The sequence below is a fragment of the Paenibacillus sp. NRS-1760 genome (assembly GCF_050467785.1).
Taxonomy (GTDB): domain Bacteria; phylum Bacillota; class Bacilli; order Paenibacillales; family Paenibacillaceae; genus Pristimantibacillus.
The window spans coordinates 639,313-662,478 of record NZ_JBITPK010000007.1; the positions used below are offsets into that span (position 1 = coordinate 639,313).

Below are 23,166 nucleotides of genomic sequence, written 5' to 3' on the forward strand. Positions count from 1 at the left end.
ATCCTCTCAGCTACCGATTTATCTGATCCAGCATTCTCTTCACGATAGCGGCTGCTTCCGCACGAGTTGCTAAAGCCGCAGGGTTAAATCTTTGCTGCTTGTCCCCTTGCAGCAGTCTATTATTTACCGCTGCTGCTGCTTCCTTTACACTCCATGGTGCAATTTTTTGGGAATCCGTAAAAATATGAAGTTGAGCAGTATCTGCCCCGGTCATCCAGTCTGGTTGAATCTTACTCATGACGCGAGCAATCAGCACCGCCAATTCTTGGCGCGTAATGGTTTGCTCTGGCTTAAACGAGCCGTCTGCATAACCGTTCATCAATCCAGCCTCATGCACTCGAATAATATCATTCTCGTACCAACTGCCCTGCATGTCGCTTGCATCGGTGTACGTTAGATTTGAGCCTTTCACACCAAGATCCAGCATACGAGCGATTATAGCAGCCATCTCTGCGCGAGTAATTTCCGCCTGAGGTGCGAAGGTATCTGCATTTCTTCCTTGCATAATAAACTTAGAGGCCAAGTATTGTGCATCATCCTTGACCCAGTGCTTCCCAAGATCGGCAAATGTCTTGTTTGCTTCAACCAACAGGTAGGTTTCTCCTGGCAGGCCGTCAAAGGTTGCTTCTACACCGCTCCCAGCCGCTTTTAGCTTCATTGGAACTGGAACAAGCGCTTTGCGCTCCTTGTCATAACGCAGCCCCGCCAAATGAGCCGGATTTGCTTTCGTTTCTATCGTCCATTTCATTTCTAGCTTTTCAGCATTAATCAAGCTGCCGTACATTCGCTGCAAGGAGCCCGCCTCCACTACAACTTGGTCAGCGATATGAACGAGTGAAGCACCTAATTTTTTGGCATGGTCTGTAATCGTTGTAACTGCGTCTTCAGCAATAGGCTTCATTCCGATTCGCAAGCCATTGGCCACTTCAACATTATCCATCTGCTTTAGTGGAAGAGTAATAAACATATTGGGCCCGCTCAAAATTAGCATAGCTTCGCGGTTCCACTCCAGCAGCTTCGAAATGGCAGCGTATGAGAGCTGAACGCTTTGGGCTCCATTTGGTATTAAAATTAAAATCTGCCCAGCCGCCAATTGCTCGTCTGTACTGACCATTTTTAATTCGCCGCCAAGTATGACTTGAACCCGTTCTTTTATCGTTATCTCATTTGAACCTGAACCTCCATGTGCCGGGCTCGGCGTTGAATCAGGAGTCGGTGTTGGTGTTGGTGTCGGATCAGGCTTTGGCGTTGGCTCCGGATCTGGTTTCACTTCCGCCGCCTCAATTACAATAGTCGCTGTCGCTTGATACCCTCCATCGACAGAAGCTGCAATAATCTCCACCTTGCCGGGCAGCACGCCTGTAACAACGGCTTGTCCATTATTAACTTGCAGCGTTGCTAGGGCACGATGCTCATCGCTCATCGTCCAAACGATTTGTTTGTTTTTGGCATGATCTGGTTTCACAGCCGCTTCAAGCTTCACTTGCTTACCCTGCTTTAGCGTTGCTTCTGGTGGTGTGACGGTAATTTCCGTCACCTTTGCCCCCTCAGATGCCTTCATCTTCACTTCCAAATATGGCGCAAACGCAGCGTTTTCTTTACTCTTGATCTGTGTATTCAAGCCTTTCACGCCTGGCTGCTCGATCAATGCTAAACTTAAACGCTGATCACGCAGCAATTCCGCTTTTACGGTGTCTACCAGCTCGTATTCACGCCATTTATCAACCTTTTGGAAAGCAATTGTGGAGATGGCATCACCATAAGCCGGTTGATTGCCCCACACCATCTCGGTCTCTTTCCAAGAATCGTCCTCAACGCGGTGAATACCGATCAAATTAGAATCGTATTTGGCATCGCCATCATTTATTTTTCCGTAGACCTTCAGCTTTACAGACTCCATATCACCAGAGATGCTGCTAAGGTCAAACTTCATAAAGGATCGTTGTGTATATCCCTCGCCATATTCACGCACTTCAACATAATCTTTGGAGCCATTATTCACATTGGCATGATTTGCTCCACTACGGACGAAGGTATCCTCCATCACCGGAACTTTAAAAGTTTTACCTTCTTCCGGCTGCATGGCTTCCATATCGATTGTTTGGCTCGGATCAACCTTCAACGTAATCGTATGGACTTTTCCTGCTGATCCTTGCGTATGGATTGCCAAGCGAGTATACGGGAAAGTTTGTACGACCTGAATGCTTGGATCTTGTGCAATGATCTGCAATCCTATTTTACCGAGGTCAACCGTTACCATGCCCTGCTTCTGTGTAGGCTCAGCAATCGCAAGGGTAAGCTCACTGCCTTTCTCCTTCATCATCATGGAAATAGGTTTATCGGTCTTCACATACTGGAAAGCAGACGCCTCCCAGAAATTCAAACCTGTAACCTGCTGCTTCGTTTCTTTTACAGCATGAACCTTCTCCGTTTTAGCCAGTACTAGAATGTCGGGATTCACTTCATATGCAGCAGTTTGCTCCGGCGTCTTGCCTGGAAGCAGCACATATTCATAAGTCCCATCTGTCGGCAATATGCCATGCTCAATGGCAAGGCTTAAATAATTGCGCTTCACTACATCCGCTGGGCCACCCTTATTAATTTCGCTCCATGCTCCCTCGCGCGCTTCACGTTTGCCTGTCACTTTTTCTCCCGAAGGGAATACGTATCCGATATCAGAACCGACAGCATTGCCCTCCATATGAGCCCATTTTACATCCGTCATTTGCTCCTTCCAGCCTAAGCTTGTTGGCATTTCATGACCGTTCACAATAAGCTTATTGGTACCCGCTTCGGTTAGCTGACGATTCTCAACGATCGTTTCAGTCATGTTCGCCGTGTTGTTAACAATATCTGAGCCTATTGCAACCATTTCATCATCAAACAAAAACCATGATTTTTTTCCTTGCAAGGAGCTCCCTGTACTGCCTGCAAGCGAGAATTCCATACCAACAGCTCCATAGTAATCATCGATCACCGAGCCGCCAACCCAGTCCTTGCCATTCATATAATTGCCCCATTCTGCGGGCTCTCTGTAAGAACGATCCGTTGTTGTTCCGGGCAGCCTATAGCTATCAATCGTTGGCCAATAATGATCACTAAACTGCTTCAAGTCGCTATTGTACACATTTGTCATTCCGATTCCGGTGTACCAGCCCTTCTTATTCTCGCCATTGCCATATTCAAACGCTGCAATGCGATCCGAGAACATACTGATAGAAAGACCGAAGTCAGGACGAAGCTGAACCGCACGATCCATACCTGCGAACATTTGCGTATGCACAAGCTCGCCACGAGGAGCAACGCTGTCATCCTGCATTAATTGCTTTAATAAGTGAAGTTCATATAATGGCAATCCTTCGTAATAATTTTCGAATGTCGTGTCAGAACGTACCCATTCCTTCACCATACTTTTGGTTTCCTCCGCTATGGCTGGCGGGGCAGACTGAGCCAGTCGCAGAAGCGTCATTATAATGGAGCGCCCTGTAATATGATCAGAATCGGCAGCACGAGAAATGCTGCGGCCTTTCACCGAGTCCAGAATCGCACCTTTATATAAAAGCGGTTCAAAAGAATCTTTTACCCAGTTATAAACATTGCTTGCACTCGGGTCTGAAATCGCCCACTCCGAATCTGCAAAAATATAAAATAAATCAGCCATACGTCCGAGCAATACCGCACCATAACCGCCGGTATACGCGATGCTTGTATGTTGAACGAGGGAACCATCCTCATAAAGTCCATCCCCCTTCTTCACATACAAGAACTCATTCGCAATCGAATCGCGTCCCTGCATGACTTTAGCGGCATGTTGACCTACAATGCCACGCAGCGTCACAACGAGTGCTTTATCAAGCAGGTTTGCTCCTGTCTCAATCGTCGCTGAGTTCGCTACACGTTTTTTGGGGTCGGGTACGAACTTATCAATCGCTTCAATATATTTCGCAATCAAATCTGGCGGCATTGCATCATACATGAGCGACAGGATATTCATAATTTCCTGCGGTGTTCCGATCTCCCAATCCCACCAGTTTCCTGTAATCTTCTTGCTGGAATTGTATTGATACTTCAGCATCCATTCCATCGCCTGAATAATATCGTTTTTTAAGTCTTCATTTTGAAAAAGAGAGGAGCCTTTCATTGAATAAGCCAACGAGAGATCTCGAATAATGCCGTACGCCCAGGAAATTCGCCACGAATCATTTTGAGTTTTGCTGATGACGTCTTCCCATAATGCATCCGCATCAGCAGCTTTATTCAGTTTGTCCCATCTTCCGGTACCTTCTTTATTCGTCATTCGGTTTACTAACGCTTTAACATTTGCAGCAAGCTCAGGATCATTCATATCGATCCCTTCTCCGCCAACCAGCTTTGCCGCCCATTTTTTGCGAAGCGTTTCATACGCTTTTTTCTGCGCTTCCGATTCTACCGTAACGAAGCTTTGTGCGGATACTCTACGATCGCTCGTCGCAGCAGTAATCACCGCCGTACCGTAATCATGAGCCGTTACTTCACCGTTTTTAACCGTTGCTACTAGCGAATTGGATGAGCTCCAAATCAGGTCATCCATCGGTGCATTCGCAGGTGCCACAGTAGGAATCAGCTGGACTTTTTGCTCCTTATCCATGTTCACGTTTTTTGGATTAAGCTCGATGGACGTAATATCTTTGAATGGAGAGAGCGTTACATCGTCAATCCAAAGCGTTCCTGTACCCGTCTCAAAAAATATTTCAACCTTAAAGCTCGCAATTTGCGGCTTGTCTGGAACCTGCAGCAGCAGTTCATAAGGTGTCCAATCCGTTGTCCCTCTTACATAAGGAAGATAAGGACCGTCTTCAATCTTTTTCCCATCAGCACCGCAATACTGTGTACGAATATATACGCCTTTACTCACATTTTCCGGCAGCACTTGATCCGTCTTTATCCAAGCCTGCAGCTTATAGGTCTGCCCTGGTGTAATCGGAACGAGCGGATCAGGAACGATGTCTGTTCTAGCAAGCTTATCGTGCTTTACTTGCACCGATCGTGTTCCTGTGTGATAGACAGCCTCCGTAACGGATACATTCTGATTGCCTTCCATTGCGCGCCATACGCCCCAGCCCGCTGGTCTTCCTCCATCCTGCCAACCTTTATCCGAAATTAAGCTGCCTTCTTCAAAGCCGCCATTAGCAATCAAATTGACCATTGTATTCGCACTTGCATTCGCTTGACCGCCAAGCATAGGCAGCCCCGCAAACACAAGCTGAAATGCCATACAGCATACCACTACAATTGAAATGAACCTCTTCCTGATATTCATGAATGAACCCTCTCCTATCTCCAGTTCATGATGGTATTACTTTGCAATACTTTGCACTACCCCAAATCAGGTGTATCTTGAAGCGTCACTTGCAGCGTCTTCGCTCCATGCAATTCGAACACTACAATTTCATTTGCACCGGTACGAAGCAGCGGACCTGGAACATAAAGCGTCTTCTGCGGCCCTGCTTCCCAGTAACGTCCGAGGTTGAAACCATTTACAAATACAATTCCCTTGGCCCAGCCCTCAAGTGCTAGGAAGGTATCTGCAATATCCGACTCCTGCTCGATGTGGAAGGAGCCTTGGTAGAAGGTTGGTCCGTTTATGTCCTGTACTCGCCCTTCAATAACAGGCGCTTGCTCAAGAAGAGCAATATTATGAAGCGGCAGCGAATGAATCGTCCAATCAAATAGAAATTGGAAGCCCAGTCTCACCCCTTCAGTAATCCCTTTATAATCTCGCAAATAAGGTCCATAGTTGGTTCTGCCCATATTCTCGACTAGAATACGAAGCTCTGCCCCGCCCTCCGGCACATCGAATTCAATTGGCTGTGGGTCCCAGCGTTCGATAACTCCCTTATACTCACCATCTAAAAATACCAGCGCGCGATCGTGAACCTCCTGCAAAACAAGTGAACCATTGAGTCTTGGACCCGAAACCTTTGTTGTATATAAAATAAATCCATAATCCTGTCCGAGCTTCTCCATCGGTTCAGGGCAAGTGCGCTGCACGGGTGTCGACAGCAGCGGCAGCACATCGAACAACGGCGCAATCGGCTTCATTTGAACATGGCCATAACCCATTTTACGAACAGGCTCCGGAAGCGGCATCAACGCCGTGCCAAAATGTTTTGCAATTAGCTCTCTTAACAGGACGTATTTCTCCGTAATATCCCCCCACTCCGTTAGTGGACTATCATAGTCGTAGCTCGTTACCGTCGGCTCATATTTCCCGTGATTGTTGGCTCCATTATAGAACCCGAAATTCGTACCTCCATGAAACATATAGAAGTTGACCGATCCTCCAGCATTCAGCATATCCTCGAATACTTGCACCGCTTCCTGTGCATCCCGCGTATGATGCGGCTTGTTCCAGTGATCGAACCAACCATTCCAATACTCCATGCACATGAGCGGCTTGTCCGGCTGGACTTGCTTTAAGCTGTCAAAAGCTTCCTCTGTTCTCGAACCAAAGTTTACGGTTTCAAGAATACCCGGAATCATCCCGCCCTGCAGCATAAAATCTTCCGGGCCATCTGAGGTAAACAGCAGAACGTCCATTCCGCGCGAAATCATGCTTTCCTTGATATGCTCAAGATATTTTAAATCATTGCCATAGCTGCCGTACTCATTCTCAATTTGCATTGCAATAATTGGACCGCCGTTTGTACATAACAAAGGCTTTAGCATCGGCAGCAGCACATCATAATAAGCATCTACTTTTGATAAAAATAACTCATCATAGCAGCGTAAGCGCATTCCATCCTCAGCAAGCAGCCAAGCTGGCATGCCACCGAACTCCCACTCCGCACAAATGTAAGGACTTGGACGTACAATGACATGCAATTCCAGCTCTGCTGCTATCTCGATAAACGCTACAATATCCGCCATTCCCGTGAAACAGAACTTACCCTCCTGCGGCTCGTGCATATTCCATGCGACATACGTTTCAACTGTATTAAAACCGCAAGCTTTTAGCTTAAGCAATCGATCCTTCCAATACCCCGGAATAACACGGAAATAATGAATCGCCCCCGACAAAATCGTTATCGGTTTATCCTCATAAAGAAATTGATTACCTTGCACTCTGAATGATGCCATGTCATTTACTCCTCTGCTCATGAACTTGATGTATTTGACTTGCCATATCTACTTCGAATTTGCATGCTCGCCAATTAGACGGTTAATTTCCTCACGCTTGCGGATATACCATTCCGTCTCACGCGGATATGCTTCAAAGGATAGTTCCTGCTCTAAGCCATCTTCGAGCAAAGCAATTACCGCTTCCCGTGAGGTACTCCGCTCTAGAAGCTCAAGCGCTCGCAGATCCTGCAGTGCTTCTGCAAGCACCTCCAGCCTGATTGACTCAATCGGCCCTTCAGCACCTGGATATACGAGAAATGCATCCCCCGCTGGAAAACCGCCCCCTGCATCCGTCACTTGAAACGGATTAATCGGATACTTCGAGAACTGCGCATACCAGAAGTTGTAGCCCCAATGCAAGAAACCTGCAAGCTTCAGCTTGTACAGCTGCATGCCTAATACACGATTGCGCGAAGACGGCATATGGAGAAAGCGATTAGACACAAGCTTGTATTGGGCGCAGCAATAATACGACCATAATCCCTCTACCCCGTGTTCAAGAAACGGCTGAATCGCATTGCTAGCCGGAATGGGGTGCTTAATTAGACCACTTTCATAAAATTCATACTCTGAGAGTGCATCAATGATCGGAAATCCTTCCAAAATCGGTCCAATAAGCTCACTCGCTGCTCGATAGGTGTCCATGTCCGCAAGGTTTGGCTCATCCGACAGATGGAAATAAACCCGCTTCTCTAAACCGTTTTCTTTTATAAATGACACTAACTCGTGCAAAAATAACGTAAGAAATTTGGTGTACTCCGAATCCGTGGAATCCGTATCCCAGCCAAACAGCTGCTTCTCCTGACCATCAACTGTGGCGACTACCTTCGGTGCATGCTTCGCACCCCATTGTGTAAAGAGATGAGAGAACTCAAAATATTTCACGCCGCTGCGGTCACATAATGCAATCCAGCGCTTTAATTTTTCAAAAGTAAATCTGTAATCATCCCCCACGCGTTCAACTTGAACGAGCTGCACGGTTGGGCGGTCTCCTCCAATTTCCGTGTCTAACGGAGGGGTAAACAAAGGGGTCAAAATCATATTCATTCCATGTTTCACAGCGGTTTGGATGTATTGCTCAATCAAATGCCAATGGTACTCGCTAAATACGTCCGTCTTATAGTAGGTAGCCAAGCAGTCAACATGGAACCATTCGGTATGGATAAGCGACTGCTCCGGCAGTGCTGCCGCAATTACCTCCAGCGTAAATGTTTCCTCGCCTACTTGCTCGCCGCTATCATTGATGAGATAAATACGAATATCAAATAAACCTGCTTTCGCATCTATCGGAACCTCGACAGTTATCCATAGAGAACGCCATTGGCTTGGATAACCGGTTAAACCGCGGTTTGCATCAAATGGGATTAACGCATCTGGATACAAGCCGGGCGTGCTTCTCAGCACATATTCATCCGCATCGTGATAGCTCACCATATTGGCGGGTACCAGCTCTACCGTTCGTACGGTCAATGCTTGCTCAAGCTCGGACTCCACCCGAACCTGCAGCTGCCGCATAAGTACATCTGCCCGATATGCAACCTGGAACGAATAGGATTCACCAAGCAGTGCCGAGCCTCTAGTTACCGCAGCTGTAAGCAGTTCTTCATCGGCGAATACTTTGATTAATGAACTGATACATCTCGTTTCCAGCTGCAAAGCTCCATTTAACTTTTCCACTTCATATTCCCCCTACATGATCTAATAAAAAAGATAAGCCCGGTAAACTCGACTGACCTATTCGAACTTACCGGGCTTATTTACTTACTTGCTTGCTAACGCTTTGTAAGAATCACTTGTTTCTTTCAGATGCTGCTGGAAGCTGGCGTCGGCTTTAAGCCCGCCAATAAACTTGTCCCAGTCCTCCATGCTTGCTTTGCGGATGACAACGTTTGTGTACATATCAACAAACTTCTTCTGCCAATCGCCGCCTTTTTCCATCCATACTTCAGTCGTTGGCAGCCCTGCAGCAGGATTTTTAATTGAAGATGCTGAGATGGTATCTACCAGCTGGCGGTTGTAATCTCTAACTTCTGCTGGCATGCCAGGTCCTTCAGCACGTTGGTATTTGTTGAAATAACCGGAAATCCATTGTGCAGTCGTCGCTGTACCATAAGCTTTTTTCTTGCCTTCATCGGTTTGAACGATTGAACCATCTTCCGATACGGTATAATCCTTGTCTTTAATACCATAGGTAACGAGATTGTAGCCTTCTTCAGTCGCCGTTTCGTTATAAACCTCAAGAATTTTCTTCAGCTTGTCTTCGCTAACCTTTTTGCTGACTAGGAATAATCCATAGTAGCCATATGCTTGTTCATTGTACTTTTTGCCGTCTTTGGCAGCTGGAATTTCATACGCCTTCAATTCTGCTTCAGGCTTAATTTTTTGCAGCTCTTGTCCGAAAATAAACGCTTCGTTAATATTGCCGAAAGAGATGCCCGCTTTGCCTTGAATCATCATTTCTTTTACTTGGCTTGGCTTCATTACTGGCAAGTCCGGCGTAATAAGACCATCGCCATACGCCTTGCTCCAGAATTCAAGCGCTTCTCTTGCTTCAGCCGTCAGCCAATAAGGCTCAAGACCGCCTTCAGCCGTTTCCTTCCACGCTGTGCCTGCGCCAAACATCGTCATCATATAAGGGCTGACACTCGCTTGCACCATACCAAAGGTATCGTTTTTGCCGTTGCCGTCTGGATCATTTTTTGTAAAAGCTTCTAACACTTTGTAGAGCTCATCCATCGTCGTTGGTGCATTCAATCCCACTTTATCAAGCCAATCTTGACGAATAATGAGAGATTCATGTCCATCCAATGGGCGAACACGCGGAATACCGTAGGATTTGCCCTTGAACTTAATGTTCTCAATGGCATTCTCCGGATAACCTGCTAGGTTCGGATAATCCTGCAAGAACGGAGTCAAATCCCAGAATGCACCCTGCTCAATCGCGGTTGAGAATGCAGGATCATTGATATCCTCGATAAGAATGACATCAGGCAAGCTCTTGGAAGCAAGCAAAGCATTCAGCTTCTCTTTATAGCTATTAATCGGATAAAAATCGATGCTCAGCTTTACATTTAGTTTTTCATTGAGCTGCTGAACACTTTCGAGATCACTGCTAGGAGATTCACCATAAGTCATCGTGCCGATATTAATATCAACCGGCTTTTGTTTACCCTCTTTATTGCCGGCCGATTTAGCTTCGCCACCATTCGAACAGCCAATTAAACTTGTCGTAAGAACGAGTGTCAAAAGCGTCATGCCAAAGTTTCTTTTTTTCATTTTTAAAACCCTCCCTTATTTGTAGTAAACCCCTATATAATGGTCGTTTGTCCGTTAACCCTTTACGGAACCAACCAGCATACCTTTTACAAAATACTTCTGCAGGAACGGATAAACCATAATGATAGGCAGAGACGCAACGACTACTGCCGCCATCTTGATCGTCTCTGGAGGGAGCATTTGCTCACTCTGCAGCATTGCCGCTACGGATGGGTCAGCTATATTGGTTGAAGCTTGAATCAGCATCATCTGCAGCACAACCTGCATCGGACGAAGTTCATCCGAGTTAATGTACAATACGCCGTTGAAGTACGTATTCCAGAAGCCTACTGCAAAGAATAACCCAAACGCAGCGACTGCTGGCATTGAGATAGGGAACATAATTCGAAAGAAAACCCCAATATCATTGCATCCATCAATCTTCGCTGCTTCCTCCAGCTCCTCCGGCAATTCCTGATAGAAATTTCTCATCAAAAATACGTACCAAGCGCTCGTAATAGCCGGCAAAATCAACGACCACACAGTATCGATAAGCCCCAAGCTTTCAACCAAAAGGAAGTTCGGAATCATACCCGGGTTAAACAGCATCGTCATTAGAATCGCAACGAGGAAAAACTTTTTACCGAAAAATCGTCTCCGCGACAAGGCATAAGCCAAAGCGCTTGTAACGATAATACCGATTGCCGAACCCACAACAGCCAAGAAGCCGCTGACCCCTAATGAACGCATAAACATCGGAGTCGATAAAATGTACTTATAGGAGGAAAGGCTCCACTTCTCTGGAATTATAATTAACGACTTTCTCAAATACTCCGAAGGATCTGTAAAGGAAACAACAATGACATACAGGAAAGGCAGCAGCGTGATGAGTCCAATTAGACCAAGCGCCGTATAAATAATGCCGTTTGTCACTTTATAACCGAGGGACTTATGCATTAGTAAAGACCCTCCTCACCGAATTTTTTAGCTAAACGATTGGCTGTAACGACTAGGATAAGACCAACCACCGATTTAAATATGCCCACGACCGTCGCATAACTGAAACGACCATTTTGAATGCCTGTTCGGTATACATACGTATCAAATACATCAGCCACATGTGAAACGGGAGAACTCATCATCAAGTAAATTTGTTCGAACCCTACCTCCATTACTTGTCCAAGCCGCAAAATGAGCAATACAATAATTGTGCTCTTTATGCATGGCAGCGTAACATTCACAATTTGCTTCCAACGGTTTGCACCATCAATTTGCGCCGCCTCATACAAGTCTTGATTAATGCCCGCAATGGCAGCGAGGAAAATAATTGTGCCCCAGCCTGCTTCTTTCCAAATGCTCTGTGCAGTCAACAAACCCCAGAAGTAATTCGGCTCCGTCAAGAAACCGATCGGCTTGCCGCCTAATTCGACAATAATCTTGTTAATAATACCATCGCTTTGTCCGAGGATTATAAAGCAAATCCCTGCAATAATGACCCAAGACAAAAAGTGCGGTAAATAAATAATCGTTTGAATCGTTTTCTTAAAAGCCCGATTGTGAACCTCATTAATGAGAATAGCGAGAACGATGGGGATCGGGAAAAAGAAAACGATGTTCAGCAAACTAATCGCCATCGTATTTCTAAATAAAAGCAGGAAGTCTGGATTCGAGAAAAACTCATTAAAATATTTAAATCCGACCCACTCGCTTTGCCAAAAGCCTAAATAGGGGGAGTAGTTTTTAAAGGCTAACGCCAGCCCCCATATGGGCAAGTACTTGAAAATAAGAAAGAAGAGAATACCCGGAAGTGCTAAAACGTACAAATATTTTTCTCTGCCTAAAATGACTTTAAATTGAGACCACTTTGAATCTCTCGTTTTTTGCCACTTAGGTTCATGTCCTTGTGATAAACTTGCGTTCGCTAATTCAGGATTAGATTGCGGCAAGGGTTTCACCACCTCCAACAATTTTGTTTAAACTTGGCTGCTCATATGGTTTCATGTCTGCATCTTACAAGCCGAAGCTTCCGCCGGGCAATGACCAATTCTTATTCGCTCAGAACAACTGAGCAATAATTGAGAATCCCTTGCTGCTACTGGGTTTGTGGAAGCTTCGAGTCTCATTAATTAATCTCTTTAACCCTTGCCAGATTATAAATTCGCACCCCATAAAATCAAAAAAAAGCTTGCAAGATGGAGAGGTTACAATTCTCTCACTCTTAGCAAAGCCTTTTTGAAATAAGCCTATTCAATTTTGTTTGGCAATTTACTTACGATGCATTTCTCGATATTGTCCCGGAGGCAATCCAACCTGCTTCTTAAATACACGAATGAAATTTTTAGGGTTGTAGCCTACCTGCTCTGCTATTTCATTCACCATCAAATCTGTTGCTTCCAGCAGCTCCTTAGCCTTCTCTACACGAACTTGTGTGAGATACTCAATAAAGGAGATGTCCATCGTTCGCTTAAACAGCTTGCTTAAATATTGAGGAGTTAGATTGCAAATCTGTGCACACTGATCCAAAGAAATATCAAGATTATAATTTGCCGCAATGTAGTCTGTAACTTTTTCGATAAGCTGCTCATACTCTTGATTCCGCTTGCCGCTCACGGACATCATAATCGGTTCAAATATACGATCTATCAGCCACTCATTAATGGAATGAATCGTTGCACATGATCTCATATCAAAATTGAGCTCACTAGCGGTTCTTCCAAATAGCTGCTCTGGACTCATGTTCATTAAATATACGGTTCGTAAAGTCGTAGTCAACAATTGATCATACGACATCCTAATAAGCTCGGGATTATGCACAGCAGATTGCACTTTATCGGAAAAAGCATCAAGCAAACGCTTCGTTTCAGCGAGATCACCGACCTGTAATGAATCGATAAGATGGTTCTCGATCTCTGCTGGATAACGATACATCATTGAAACCGCAAGCCCTTTGCTCTCAATAATCTGATTGCCGCCATTAATCATCCGCGAATAAATAGCAAGCTGCGCTTCACGATATAAATCGGGCAGTTCCTCTACCTGCGAGGCTGCACGGCTTAACCCAATCGTTGCTGGAGATTGCAGAAAATGAGTGATCTGCTGTCGTATTTTTTCAATGCCAGACTTCAGATTGTTTGACCATGCATTCATTTTTTCATTTTCTGTCCACAACCAAACCACTACTTGATCATTTAATCCATTAATGACCATGCCTTCTAGCTGCTGCTGCTCCAGCAATTCTGTCGTCATATTTTTTATAATAAACAAAATTAAATCCTTATCCGACTCTTGAAACTTGCCTGCGTCCGATAGGTGATCATATGAAATAATAAAGACAGCTGCGCATTGTTTCTCTGGAATAGCATATCTGCGCAGAAGCTCATGCAAATGTTCACGTCGTTCATGACTAAATTGCCCTTCCAATAGCCTTAAAGCAAACAACTCCCGAATAAGTGGAAACTGCTGATTGATTTGGCCTTCCAGCTGACTCGCCTTACTGTTAATTTCCTTCCACCGCTGCTGCACATAATTAAATTCGTCTGTTCCCATATCCGCTTGTTGATTATCACTAATATGAGAGACCAGCTTCCGAATCGGACTATATACCCTTTTCGTGCCGATCATCGCGAGCGCAATTCCCGCAGCAAGAACAACAAGCACGATGCCAATCGTTATACCCGCAATCTTCCTTGCGCTGCTGTAAAGCTCCGCTGTTGGAATCATATCCACAAACAGCAGCTTCTTGATTGGAGATACCATAGAAGTAACTAAGTACTCTCGGCCCTGCCATTGATATAAAAACTCTTGCTTGCCCTCATGTGCCACCGTTATCAACTCAAACAAATCTTTAGGCACTTCAGATCCATTCATATGGAATACGAGCTGGCCACCTTCATCGATTACAAACATATGCTGGTTCTTGTATTTCAAAAATTTTTTAGTTAGAGATTCAAACGCTTTATTATCAATAATGACTTGAATAATACCGATCGGATCTTTTGTATGTAAAGGAATTGTACTCGTTAAGGTAATACCAGAATCGTACACTTGACCGCCTTGGGAATAACCAGCCTGCCAAACTAATTGCTGATTGTTTTCCAGCAGCTTCTCATACTTTTCCCGTTCCACTGCTGACTCCATTTTCTTGCCACCGTAAGTAGACGAAATCAAGTAATTCTCGTCCAATGTATATAGCGAAATATCCTTAACAAGTGGGTTTCCGTTCATAAAAGCCAACATGTTCTGATAGATACTCGAATAAAAACCAGAATAATTGGTACGTTTCATTTCCTTCAAGTCTGAAGTGAAGAACGAGCTCAGCTCCAGCTGAATTAAGTTATTCTCTACTCTTTCAAGCCCATTATCGATGGTCTCTGAAGCGTAGCTTAAGACCTGGGTAATGTCTTGGCTGGCATTATCTTTAGCCGTTTTGGAAGTTAAAATATAGCTGGTGATCCCAAGGATAATGATAGGAATGATTGATGATAATAACGTAAAAACAATCATTTTGCGATAAAATGATGGATACTTCAGAAAGCTTTTACGATTAATTATTCGGTTACCCTCTATAAGCTTCATTCTGTCGACTCCTATGTTGATAGACTTTGCTCCTCAGCACAGCGTACAAATCATTTGAAATGAAGTCAATAATTATTAATGAATTTATCCAATTTGCATGCTGCTGAACAAATGTCCACGCAAACAGCATAGCATTGCAATACTATAACTATAGAGATGCACTAGTGAAATAGAAGAATAAACGACTGTTGATTGTCAATGTCAAACCTTTACTAGCCTATTTGCATTGTCTATATGATTAAGAATAGGGTGGGTGATATCGTTATGCTCTATACAGCTCTTGGAGATTCTATTACCTATGGGGAGAATGCCTCCTCACTCGCAAAAGCGTATCCCCAACTAGCCGTTGCCGCTCTAAATTCACGCTCCCGTTCCCGCAGGGCAACTGGATATGTATTAGCTCGTCCGGGCTGGACCAGTCATGATCTATTAAACGCAGTCATCTGGAAGGGTTCCGCTGCTATAAGCAAATCCGATGTTGTTTCTGTTTGGATTGGAGGGGTAGATTTAGCAAACGCTGCATTATCTTCGATTAAGAACCAACAGCAAATAGCTATAAAACCGATCTTAACTCCCTACAGGCAAAATTTACGAGCCATTCTCGCTCATATAAAAAGCGTAAGTGACGCCCGTATTATTTGCTGCACGCAATATAATCCGTTTCCGAATAGTTCTCTAGCAGCTGCTGCTATCGACCAATTAAATTACACGACGATTGAGGTTGCCCAAAGCTATCATGCACAAATCGCTCCCGCTCATAGATGGTTTGAAGGAAAACAAGCCTCACTAATCTATGGCTATCGTAATGGCAGATTAGAAGATGCATTGAGCGGTACTCTGCCTATCCATCCCAATGATCGAGGTCATCAAGTGATCGCAAACGGATTAATTCCCTATCTTGCTTCTCGCAATTAGTTTTAGAAATAAAAAAATGACACCTTCCCTCTAATGGGTTCGTGTCATTTTTTTGATCCTAACTCTTTTTATATTCTCTCTTTACTCATTCAAAATCCAATTTCGTCAGAGTTGCTCCTAAAGAACACCCACAACGACAAGCACCCAGCCAATCATAAATGAAAGTCCGCCTAGCGGTGTAATTGGACCAAGAAACCGGGCTTTGGCAATACTCAGTACATATAGGCTACCCGAGAACAAAATAATGCCCGCTACCAAAAACCAGCCTCCGGTAACGATAAGCTGAACATCTGGATACTGTCCTACCAGCAGTCCAATTAATATCAAGCCTAGTGCATGCGCAATATGGTACTGCACGCCTACCTCATATACCTTTAGCTTATCCGCTGTTATTTTACTTTTCAGCGCGTGTGCGCCGAACGCACCAATAGCAACCGCCAGCACCATCAAAATACTGCCGAGCATTACAAATGTTTGCATAGAAAACTCCCACCTCATCTTTCAAGTCGTACATTTAGCATATCATGATTGATCGAGGGAGGGAATTGCTCTCCTAGGTTTCTACCTATTAGACAACAGTACTCTATTTATTTTTCCTTACATAATAATTTCCGATTGATTTACTGTTGCCAGAGGAGTAATGTAGTTTGGTATAGCATCAGGAGGCATCTACGTGAAATTCTTTCAATCTACCGCCACAGAGTGGCAGGGCTGGTCCCGCAATATTCGTTTATTTTTTCTAGCAAACATGTTATATCAAATCGGTACGGGCATGTTCTCGGTACTCTACAATTTGTACATTCACGAGCTCGGTTACCCCGATGCCATGAGCGGAAAAATCGTCAGTATGCAATCACTCGCAACCGCGTTATGTTTCATTCCCATTGGCTTATTCGGCGATCGCGCCAGCCGCAAGCGATTACTCGTCATTGGCGCTCTTTGCAGCGGTGTGGTACTCGCTGGACGCTCATTATTTGAAACAGAAAGCAGCTTACTTACAATGGCCGTTCTGACCGGCTTATTTGCTGCCATCTTTCAGGTGCTTGCCATTCCCTTTCTTGCCACAAACGTAGCTAAAGCAGATCGACTGCGCATTTTCAGTATTTTTTCAGCATTTGTACTCGCCTCGCAGGTCGGCGGCAGCCTTGGCGGAGGCGTCATTGCAGATATTATGCAGGCGGCAGGACTAAGTAAGCTGCTCTCTTTCAAGATCGTTTTACTTGCAGGCAGTATAGCGACAATTGCAGCATTTCTACCTTTGCAAGCCATTAGGGAATCTGCGCGCAGCCAGAAGGAAAGTGTTGAAGCAACTAACGAGCAGCCTGCTTCGAACCAAACAGCTCATCCTAATAAAGAAATGTCATTTATTATGAAGTTCGCCTCCATACAGCTTTTGATTGGTATCGGATCGGGTCTTGTTGTTCCTTATTTGAATTTGTATTTCACCAATCGGTTCTCGATATCACTTAGTGCGATGAGCTTATTGCTTTCATTAGGTCAAGTCATGACCATTATCTCTATGCTCATTGGCCCGTCGCTCGCCAATCGAGTTGGACAAGTGAAAGCGATCGTTATTTTTCAAACCTTATCGCTGCCATTCCTGCTATTAACAGGTTTTACGAACCTGTTACTCGTCGCTTCTATAAGCTTTCTATTCAGACAAGCGCTTATGAATGCGGCCAATCCGCTGCAATCGGCTATTTTGATCGACCGGGTTTCTGCAAAAAAGCAAAGCCTAGCCAACTCCTGTATGCAGACAGCTTTTATGCTTGGATGGGCTACGATGGGACCCATTCATTCTCATCTCATTGCTACCTATGGCTACTACTGGGGATACGCCATCACGTTCAGCATAACTGGAGCACTCTATGTCACGGCATCTATGCTATTTTTTATGTTATTTCGCGAGAAACGTTCCGTAACGTTAAATTAACCAAAACAAAATGATAAAAGAAGCCGCCAGTGGGATCTGGCGGCTTCTTTTTTTAAAATTCAATTTCTTATTTCCGCGCTGCAAGGAATGCATCAACTTGGCTTTGTACCTCTGCAATGATCTTATCGATTCCAGCGGCCTTGATTTTTTTCTGCAAATCTTCCAAGCCTTTATCTACATCTTTAATCGCACCGTATTCGAGCGGAATCGCATAACGAAGCATGACGTTGCTCACATTAGCCACTTCTGTTTTCACTTTGCTGTTGTCGAATACAAAGGTTTCAAGAGGGTAATGATATACCGTTGCTTCCCATGTTTTGCTCATGGCAGATGCCTCTTCTGGGAATGCTGCATCCGTACGATTGAGCGGCGAGTTAAAGCTCCAGTTGGAGAAGCCCGTATAATTGGCAGTCTTGTCTGTCGACTTAAGTTTATCGTCGCCATCAGCTACATAGTTCACGCCATCAATACCGTACATCATGAGATTATGAAGTTCTTTATCATTTTGCATCAAGTTAATGAACATCAGTGCGCGTTCTGGATTTTTCGAAGTCGCATGAACCGATGTTCCATTTTGCGTAGCAACGGCTTGAGACTTTTTCTTAGCAGGCGTAATATCGGCAAGTGCAGCTTTATATGGAGAGTTTTCTCTTTCCATCGCCGCCTTCAAGGAACCGAGCGTACCCATATTATGAGTAATCGAAGCCGTTTTGCCTTCTTTAAAATCCTGCTGGTGATCGTTTTTGTTGTTCAATACGTTTTTTGACCAAGCATTATGATCTGCAAGATCCTTATAGTAGTAGAGCAGCTGCTTGAACTCTTCTGTTTCATACACATTAAAGATTTTGCCCGTCTCATCTGTCAGCTTAAATCCGATCGGAAGATCGAAATCAAGCATATTCCACTCACTTTGCTGCTTAAGCAAAATACGATCTAAATTGTGGAGCTTCCAATCCCCTGTTTCTGGAGTAAAGGGTACAATTCCCTTCTCATTTTCAGAAACCGCCTTTAAGTAATTCGCGTAAGCTTCAGGACTGTCGATCGCAGGAAGATTATATTTCACACGCAAATCTTCACGGTACAAGATGAGCTTCTCAACGGACTCTCCGCTGTTCTGTGGTACCATGTATAGCTTGCCGTCAACCTTTGCTTGATCCCAGTTGGATTTCGGCATGATTTCCCATGTTTCCGGCATGTATTTAGACAACATCTCTTCCGTCAGCTCTAAAAATCCGCCCTTCAACGCCTGATCATTATATCCAGCCCAGTTCGCGGAATAAATTAAGTCAAATTCTTCATTGGCTGCTAGTTTCAATGGATACTTTTGAGCCCAATCGGACCAATCTAGAAATTCGCCATCAATTGTCGCATTAATTTTTTCCTTCAGCTTCTTATTAATTTCAGCAAACACCGTATCATAATCTACCGGCTTCGGACCTACAAAAATCATTTTAAGCTTAACTTCCTTGGAAGTATCGATCCCCTCTTCTGCAGCGGCAGGCTGCTCAGTAGCAGGCTGTTCCGTAGCGGTCTCGGTTCCTTCGTTCGCTGGTTTCGGAGATGTGGCTTCTTTGTTGCTGTTGCCTGAGCATGCACTTAAAATGAAAACGAATGTTAGTACAAATGCCAGCCAAAGCGATTTTTTCTTAAACATGCTGGAGACCCCCAATTCATATATTGATAAACCAGGATTGCCTGGAACTATCCTTTTACAGCGCCAATCGTTAAACCTCTAACAAAATATTTTTGAACGAATGGATAAGCAATTAGAATGGGTCCGCTTGCTACGATCGTCATCGCCATCTTTAAACCCTCTGTCGGAAGGCTTGTCGTAACAACCGCACCTGATCCCATCATCGCCTTGCGCATGCCGTCCATATTGCCTAACATTTTGTACAAATAGTACTGAAGCGGCATTAATTTCTCATTCGAAATAAATAACAGCGCATTATACCAATCATTCCAGTATCCGAGTGCCAAGAACAAACCTATTGTAGCCAAAGCTGGCTTGGATAGTGGAAGAATAAGACGCATAAAGATTAGAAAATCGCCTGCGCCATCTATTTTTGCTGACTCCGTAATCGCTTCCGGTATACCGCTCATGAATGACTTCATCACGATAATGTAGAAAACATTGAACAACAGCGGGACTATTAAAGCTAGTGCGGTATCCTTCATATGGAGATAGTTGACGATGAGCAGATACCAAGGAACAAGTCCGCCGCTGAACAACGTGGTGAAGAAGAAATAAAACGAAAAGTGATTACGCCATTTAAAATCCTTTCTACTTAGACAATAAGCAGTCATCGACGTTAGAAACAAACCAGCTATCGTGCCAATCGCGGTAACAGCTATTGTTACGATGTAGGCATTAATCATTTGATCCGGGTATTTGAAAAGTATTTTGTAAGCTTCCAATGAAAATTCGCTTGGGAAAAGCTGAAACCCGTCCACAACAATTTTGCTCTCATCCGTTAGGGATGACGATAAAATCAAGATAAATGGAACGATACATAACAAGGCCAGCATCACAAGCGCGGTATAGCCAATCGCATAAAATAACCGTTGATCCACTTTTTTTATTTTAGCAGCCTTGACTGCTTTCTTAGATAAACTCAAGCCGGATGCATTCATGTCTTGACCCCCATTCAGAATAATGCGCGATCCTTATCATATTTACGAACAGCATAGTTGACTAGCATGATTGTCGTGAAGCCAAGTATAGACTGATATACGCCTGCCGCCGCTGACATTCCGATCTCGTTGGTTGTGATAAGTGACCTAAATACGAAGGTATCGATGACATCTGTGGAGGAGAACAACACCCCGTTATTGCCAACCATATTGTAGAACATGCCGAAATCGCCGCGGAAGATGTTGCCGACTGCCAATAAGACTAAAATAATAATGGTCGGATACAGGTTCGGAATCGTGACTCGCATCATTCTTTGGAAAATATTAGCGCCATCAATTTCAGCAGCTTCATACATTTCCGTGTCAATGCTCGTAATGGCTGCCAAATACATTACCGTTCCATAACCAAGCATCTTCCAAGCGGAGACAAATACGAGTATAAACGGCCAATATTCAGGTGTATTATAAATGTCGAGCGGCTCCATCCCAAAGCTCTTCAGCAGGACGTTCACCGTACCAATGTCACTATTCAATAAATTGTAGGCAATCGCTCCAACTACGACCCAAGAGATGAAGTATGGGAGAAAAATAACCGTTTGCGTAATTTTACGGAACCATTTGCCGCCAACCTCAAACAAAAATATGGCTGCGAACATTTGCAGTAAGTTGTTTACGACAATAAAAGCTATGTTGTACAACGCCGTATTTCTTGTTACCCGCCAAGCATCACCCGATTCGAAGAAAAAGCGAATGTTGTCGAGGCCATTCCACGGACTTCCAAACACACCGCCCGCATAATCATAATGCTTAAAAGCAAGAATGATGCCGACCATCGGAATGTAGGCAAACAGGAGATAAAATAGAACGGCAGGCGCCAGCATGAAAAGGATTACTTTATACTTGTTCAGATCATTCCAAAATCGATGTCGAATCATCAACACTGCCCCTCTCTTCTCTATGTACACTTATTATAGAAAGCAGCGGTAAATAAATTAATTATGGGAAACAACTAAAACCAATACTAAATCAACGATTTGCATATCTTTTGCAAAAAAAATAGCCCAACGCCTGTTTTCGACTTGAGCCTTAAATTATTTCCTCTAAATTTTATGCTTTTTTCGATATTCTCCAGGTGACAGCCCCATCGCTTGCTTAAATTGTCTATTGAAATAAATAATATTTTTATAGCCGACCTGCTCGGCAATTTCATAAACCTTCTTTGCCGGGTCCTTTAATAGCTCGCACACCCGCTCCATTCGCAATTGATTGAGATAATCGCTGAATAGTATGTTCGTCTCTGTTTTAAAAAGCTGTCCCAAATAATTTGGTGTGAAGTCAAAATGGGCGGCAACCTCATTGAGCGTTATTTTCTGATCCAATCGCTGCTCGATATAGGCTGTAATTTGATCAATCAGCTTGCGCTTCTGCCGCTGCTTCTTTAAATACAGCAGTTCAGATAGTTCAAAGAACCGTCTCCTCAGCCAAGAGAGGATATCATGCACAGTTTCAAATTCAAACAAAATAATCGGATGATGAGATTCCCATTTCAGCATTTCGTACATATGTTCATTCATTTGCTGCAAATCAGCATGGAGCTTGGAGGTAATACGAATAATGAGATCATAAATATCGTTTTTCTGGGTCAGTGGTTTTTCACCGTTTAAGAGCTGAAGCAAACAGTCGTCAATGGTCGTCAGGTCATACTCCAGCATCGCTCGAAGCATAACATCAACAACCTCTTCAAAATTTGATGCGGCCGATTGTTTAGGGCTCCACTGGAAAGCGCCTTGAATGATTCGATTTTTGCCCATGATCCATTTGATGCTTAATCCTGCTTTCGCCTGCCGATAAGAGTCATGAAGCTTAGCGATATCATTGGTGTACATGCCCATTCCAATCGTAATGGAGCAAGAGAACGTCACATTAAATTGCCGAACGAGTTGTTCCAGCAGCGCCGTCATGTACTCCTCTTGAACAGCAGCCAGCAGAACATAATGGTAATCATAGCTTGTCATTATACTGCCCAAGTTGTTGTCCAAGGCAAAATTGCGAATAAAGAGGGTGATCTGATTCATAAACAATCGCCGCTCTTCCTCACTTTTCTCCTTAAGCTTCCATGCAAGATCATCAATCTCAATAATCGAGACAGAAGCTCCCTGCTGCAGGAGAGGCGATAAGATCGTATGAATATGTGCTTCAACCTGACCTGGCGTTGCTTCATTAAACCAGCGAAGCAGCAGCTCCTGATTTACTAGCGATAAGGTTTCAGACAAGGCCATATTCTGCTGTCGTTCGTTCTCAATCTTAGAGCAAATGAGAACGAGCATGTCGTTGAGCTCACTATCATCTACAGGCTTAAGCAAATAACCGCTGGCATTCAGTTGAATGGCCTCTTTAGCATAACTGAAATCCTGATGTCCGCTTATAAAAATAATATGAACCTGAGGATTAATTTCCTTTGCCTTGCGAGCAAACTCCATTCCAGACATGATCGGCATTCGAATGTCGGACAAAATAAGATCGATGCGCTTCTGTTCCATGATCTTCAAAGCTGCAAATCCACTGATTGCCGTTCCTACATCTTGGAGGGATAGCTGTTCATTGCCCGCTACCCGGCGCCTTAACCACTCCAAATCTATTGCTTCATCGTCTACCAATAGGATGCTGATATCCATGTCGGTACTCTCCTCCTC

The 23,166-nt window shown here is 44.2% G+C and carries 14 protein-coding genes; 2 read left to right on the top strand and 12 right to left on the bottom strand.

Features of this window, described 5'->3' with window-relative positions:
- Nucleotides 1-10: 10 nt before the first annotated feature.
- The 7 genes from ACIFSR_RS06850 to ACIFSR_RS06880 all read right to left on the bottom strand — a co-directional run bounded on the left by ACIFSR_RS06850 (nt 11) and on the right by ACIFSR_RS06880 (nt 14,991).
- The gene (locus ACIFSR_RS06850; protein ID WP_430056078.1) at nt 11-5,299 is read right to left on the bottom strand and encodes a polysaccharide lyase family 8 super-sandwich domain-containing protein; all 5,289 of its coding nucleotides are present in this window, start codon (nt 5,297-5,299) and stop codon (nt 11-13) included.
- Nucleotides 5,300-5,355: 56 nt separating this feature from the next.
- Nucleotides 5,356-7,119, bottom strand: coding sequence for a beta-galactosidase (locus ACIFSR_RS06855; protein ID WP_430056080.1), 1,764 nt, complete (start codon nt 7,117-7,119; stop codon nt 5,356-5,358).
- Nucleotides 7,120-7,167: 48 nt separating this feature from the next.
- Entirely contained in the window at nt 7,168-8,838 is a 1,671-nt protein-coding gene (locus tag ACIFSR_RS06860) for a DUF4091 domain-containing protein (protein WP_430056083.1), read from the bottom strand.
- Nucleotides 8,839-8,922: 84 nt separating this feature from the next.
- Complete coding sequence (locus tag ACIFSR_RS06865) at nt 8,923-10,437, bottom strand: extracellular solute-binding protein (RefSeq protein ID WP_430056085.1); 1,515 nt, start codon at nt 10,435-10,437, stop codon at nt 8,923-8,925.
- Between the two features lie 54 nt (nt 10,438-10,491).
- Nucleotides 10,492-11,373 (bottom strand): carbohydrate ABC transporter permease, encoded by an 882-nt coding sequence (locus ACIFSR_RS06870; protein ID WP_430056088.1) that lies wholly within the window; start codon nt 11,371-11,373, stop codon nt 10,492-10,494.
- Nucleotides 11,373-12,362: an ABC transporter permease gene (locus tag ACIFSR_RS06875; RefSeq protein WP_339206122.1), complete on the bottom strand. Its 990-nt coding sequence runs from the start codon at nt 12,360-12,362 to the stop codon at nt 11,373-11,375. The genes ACIFSR_RS06870 and ACIFSR_RS06875 overlap by 1 nt, the downstream gene beginning before the upstream one ends.
- A 319-nt stretch (nt 12,363-12,681) precedes the next feature.
- Nucleotides 12,682-14,991, bottom strand: a complete 2,310-nt coding sequence (locus ACIFSR_RS06880; protein WP_430056091.1) for a helix-turn-helix domain-containing protein — start codon at nt 14,989-14,991, stop codon at nt 12,682-12,684.
- Between the two features lie 264 nt (nt 14,992-15,255).
- Here ACIFSR_RS06880 and ACIFSR_RS06885 point away from each other — a divergent pair, with 264 nt between their 5' ends.
- Nucleotides 15,256-15,906: a GDSL-type esterase/lipase family protein gene (locus ACIFSR_RS06885; RefSeq protein ID WP_430056094.1), complete on the top strand. Its 651-nt coding sequence runs from the start codon at nt 15,256-15,258 to the stop codon at nt 15,904-15,906.
- Nucleotides 15,907-16,023: 117 nt separating this feature from the next.
- Here ACIFSR_RS06885 and ACIFSR_RS06890 read toward each other — a convergent pair whose 3' ends face one another.
- Complete coding sequence (locus ACIFSR_RS06890; protein WP_430056096.1) at nt 16,024-16,386, bottom strand: DUF423 domain-containing protein; 363 nt, start codon at nt 16,384-16,386, stop codon at nt 16,024-16,026.
- Nucleotides 16,387-16,579: 193 nt separating this feature from the next.
- On the opposite strand from ACIFSR_RS06890, the gene ACIFSR_RS06895 reads away from it, so the two are divergent.
- Complete coding sequence (locus tag ACIFSR_RS06895) at nt 16,580-17,839, top strand: MFS transporter (protein ID WP_339206117.1); 1,260 nt, start codon at nt 16,580-16,582, stop codon at nt 17,837-17,839.
- Between the two features lie 67 nt (nt 17,840-17,906).
- Here ACIFSR_RS06895 and ACIFSR_RS06900 read toward each other — a convergent pair whose 3' ends face one another.
- The 4 genes from ACIFSR_RS06900 to ACIFSR_RS06915 form a co-directional block, all read right to left on the bottom strand.
- The gene (locus ACIFSR_RS06900) at nt 17,907-19,493 is read right to left on the bottom strand and encodes an ABC transporter substrate-binding protein (protein WP_339206114.1); all 1,587 of its coding nucleotides are present in this window, start codon (nt 19,491-19,493) and stop codon (nt 17,907-17,909) included.
- Nucleotides 19,494-19,540: 47 nt separating this feature from the next.
- Nucleotides 19,541-20,473 carry a carbohydrate ABC transporter permease gene (locus ACIFSR_RS06905; protein ID WP_430056098.1) on the bottom strand — a complete coding sequence of 311 codons (933 nt, stop codon included), beginning with the start codon at nt 20,471-20,473 and terminating at the stop codon, nt 19,541-19,543.
- A gap of 14 nt (nt 20,474-20,487) precedes the next feature.
- Nucleotides 20,488-21,408 (bottom strand): ABC transporter permease, encoded by a 921-nt coding sequence (locus ACIFSR_RS06910; protein WP_430056101.1) that lies wholly within the window; start codon nt 21,406-21,408, stop codon nt 20,488-20,490.
- Nucleotides 21,409-21,573: 165 nt separating this feature from the next.
- Entirely contained in the window at nt 21,574-23,148 is a 1,575-nt protein-coding gene (locus ACIFSR_RS06915; RefSeq protein WP_430056104.1) for a response regulator, read from the bottom strand.
- Between the last annotated feature and the right edge of the window lie 18 nt (nt 23,149-23,166).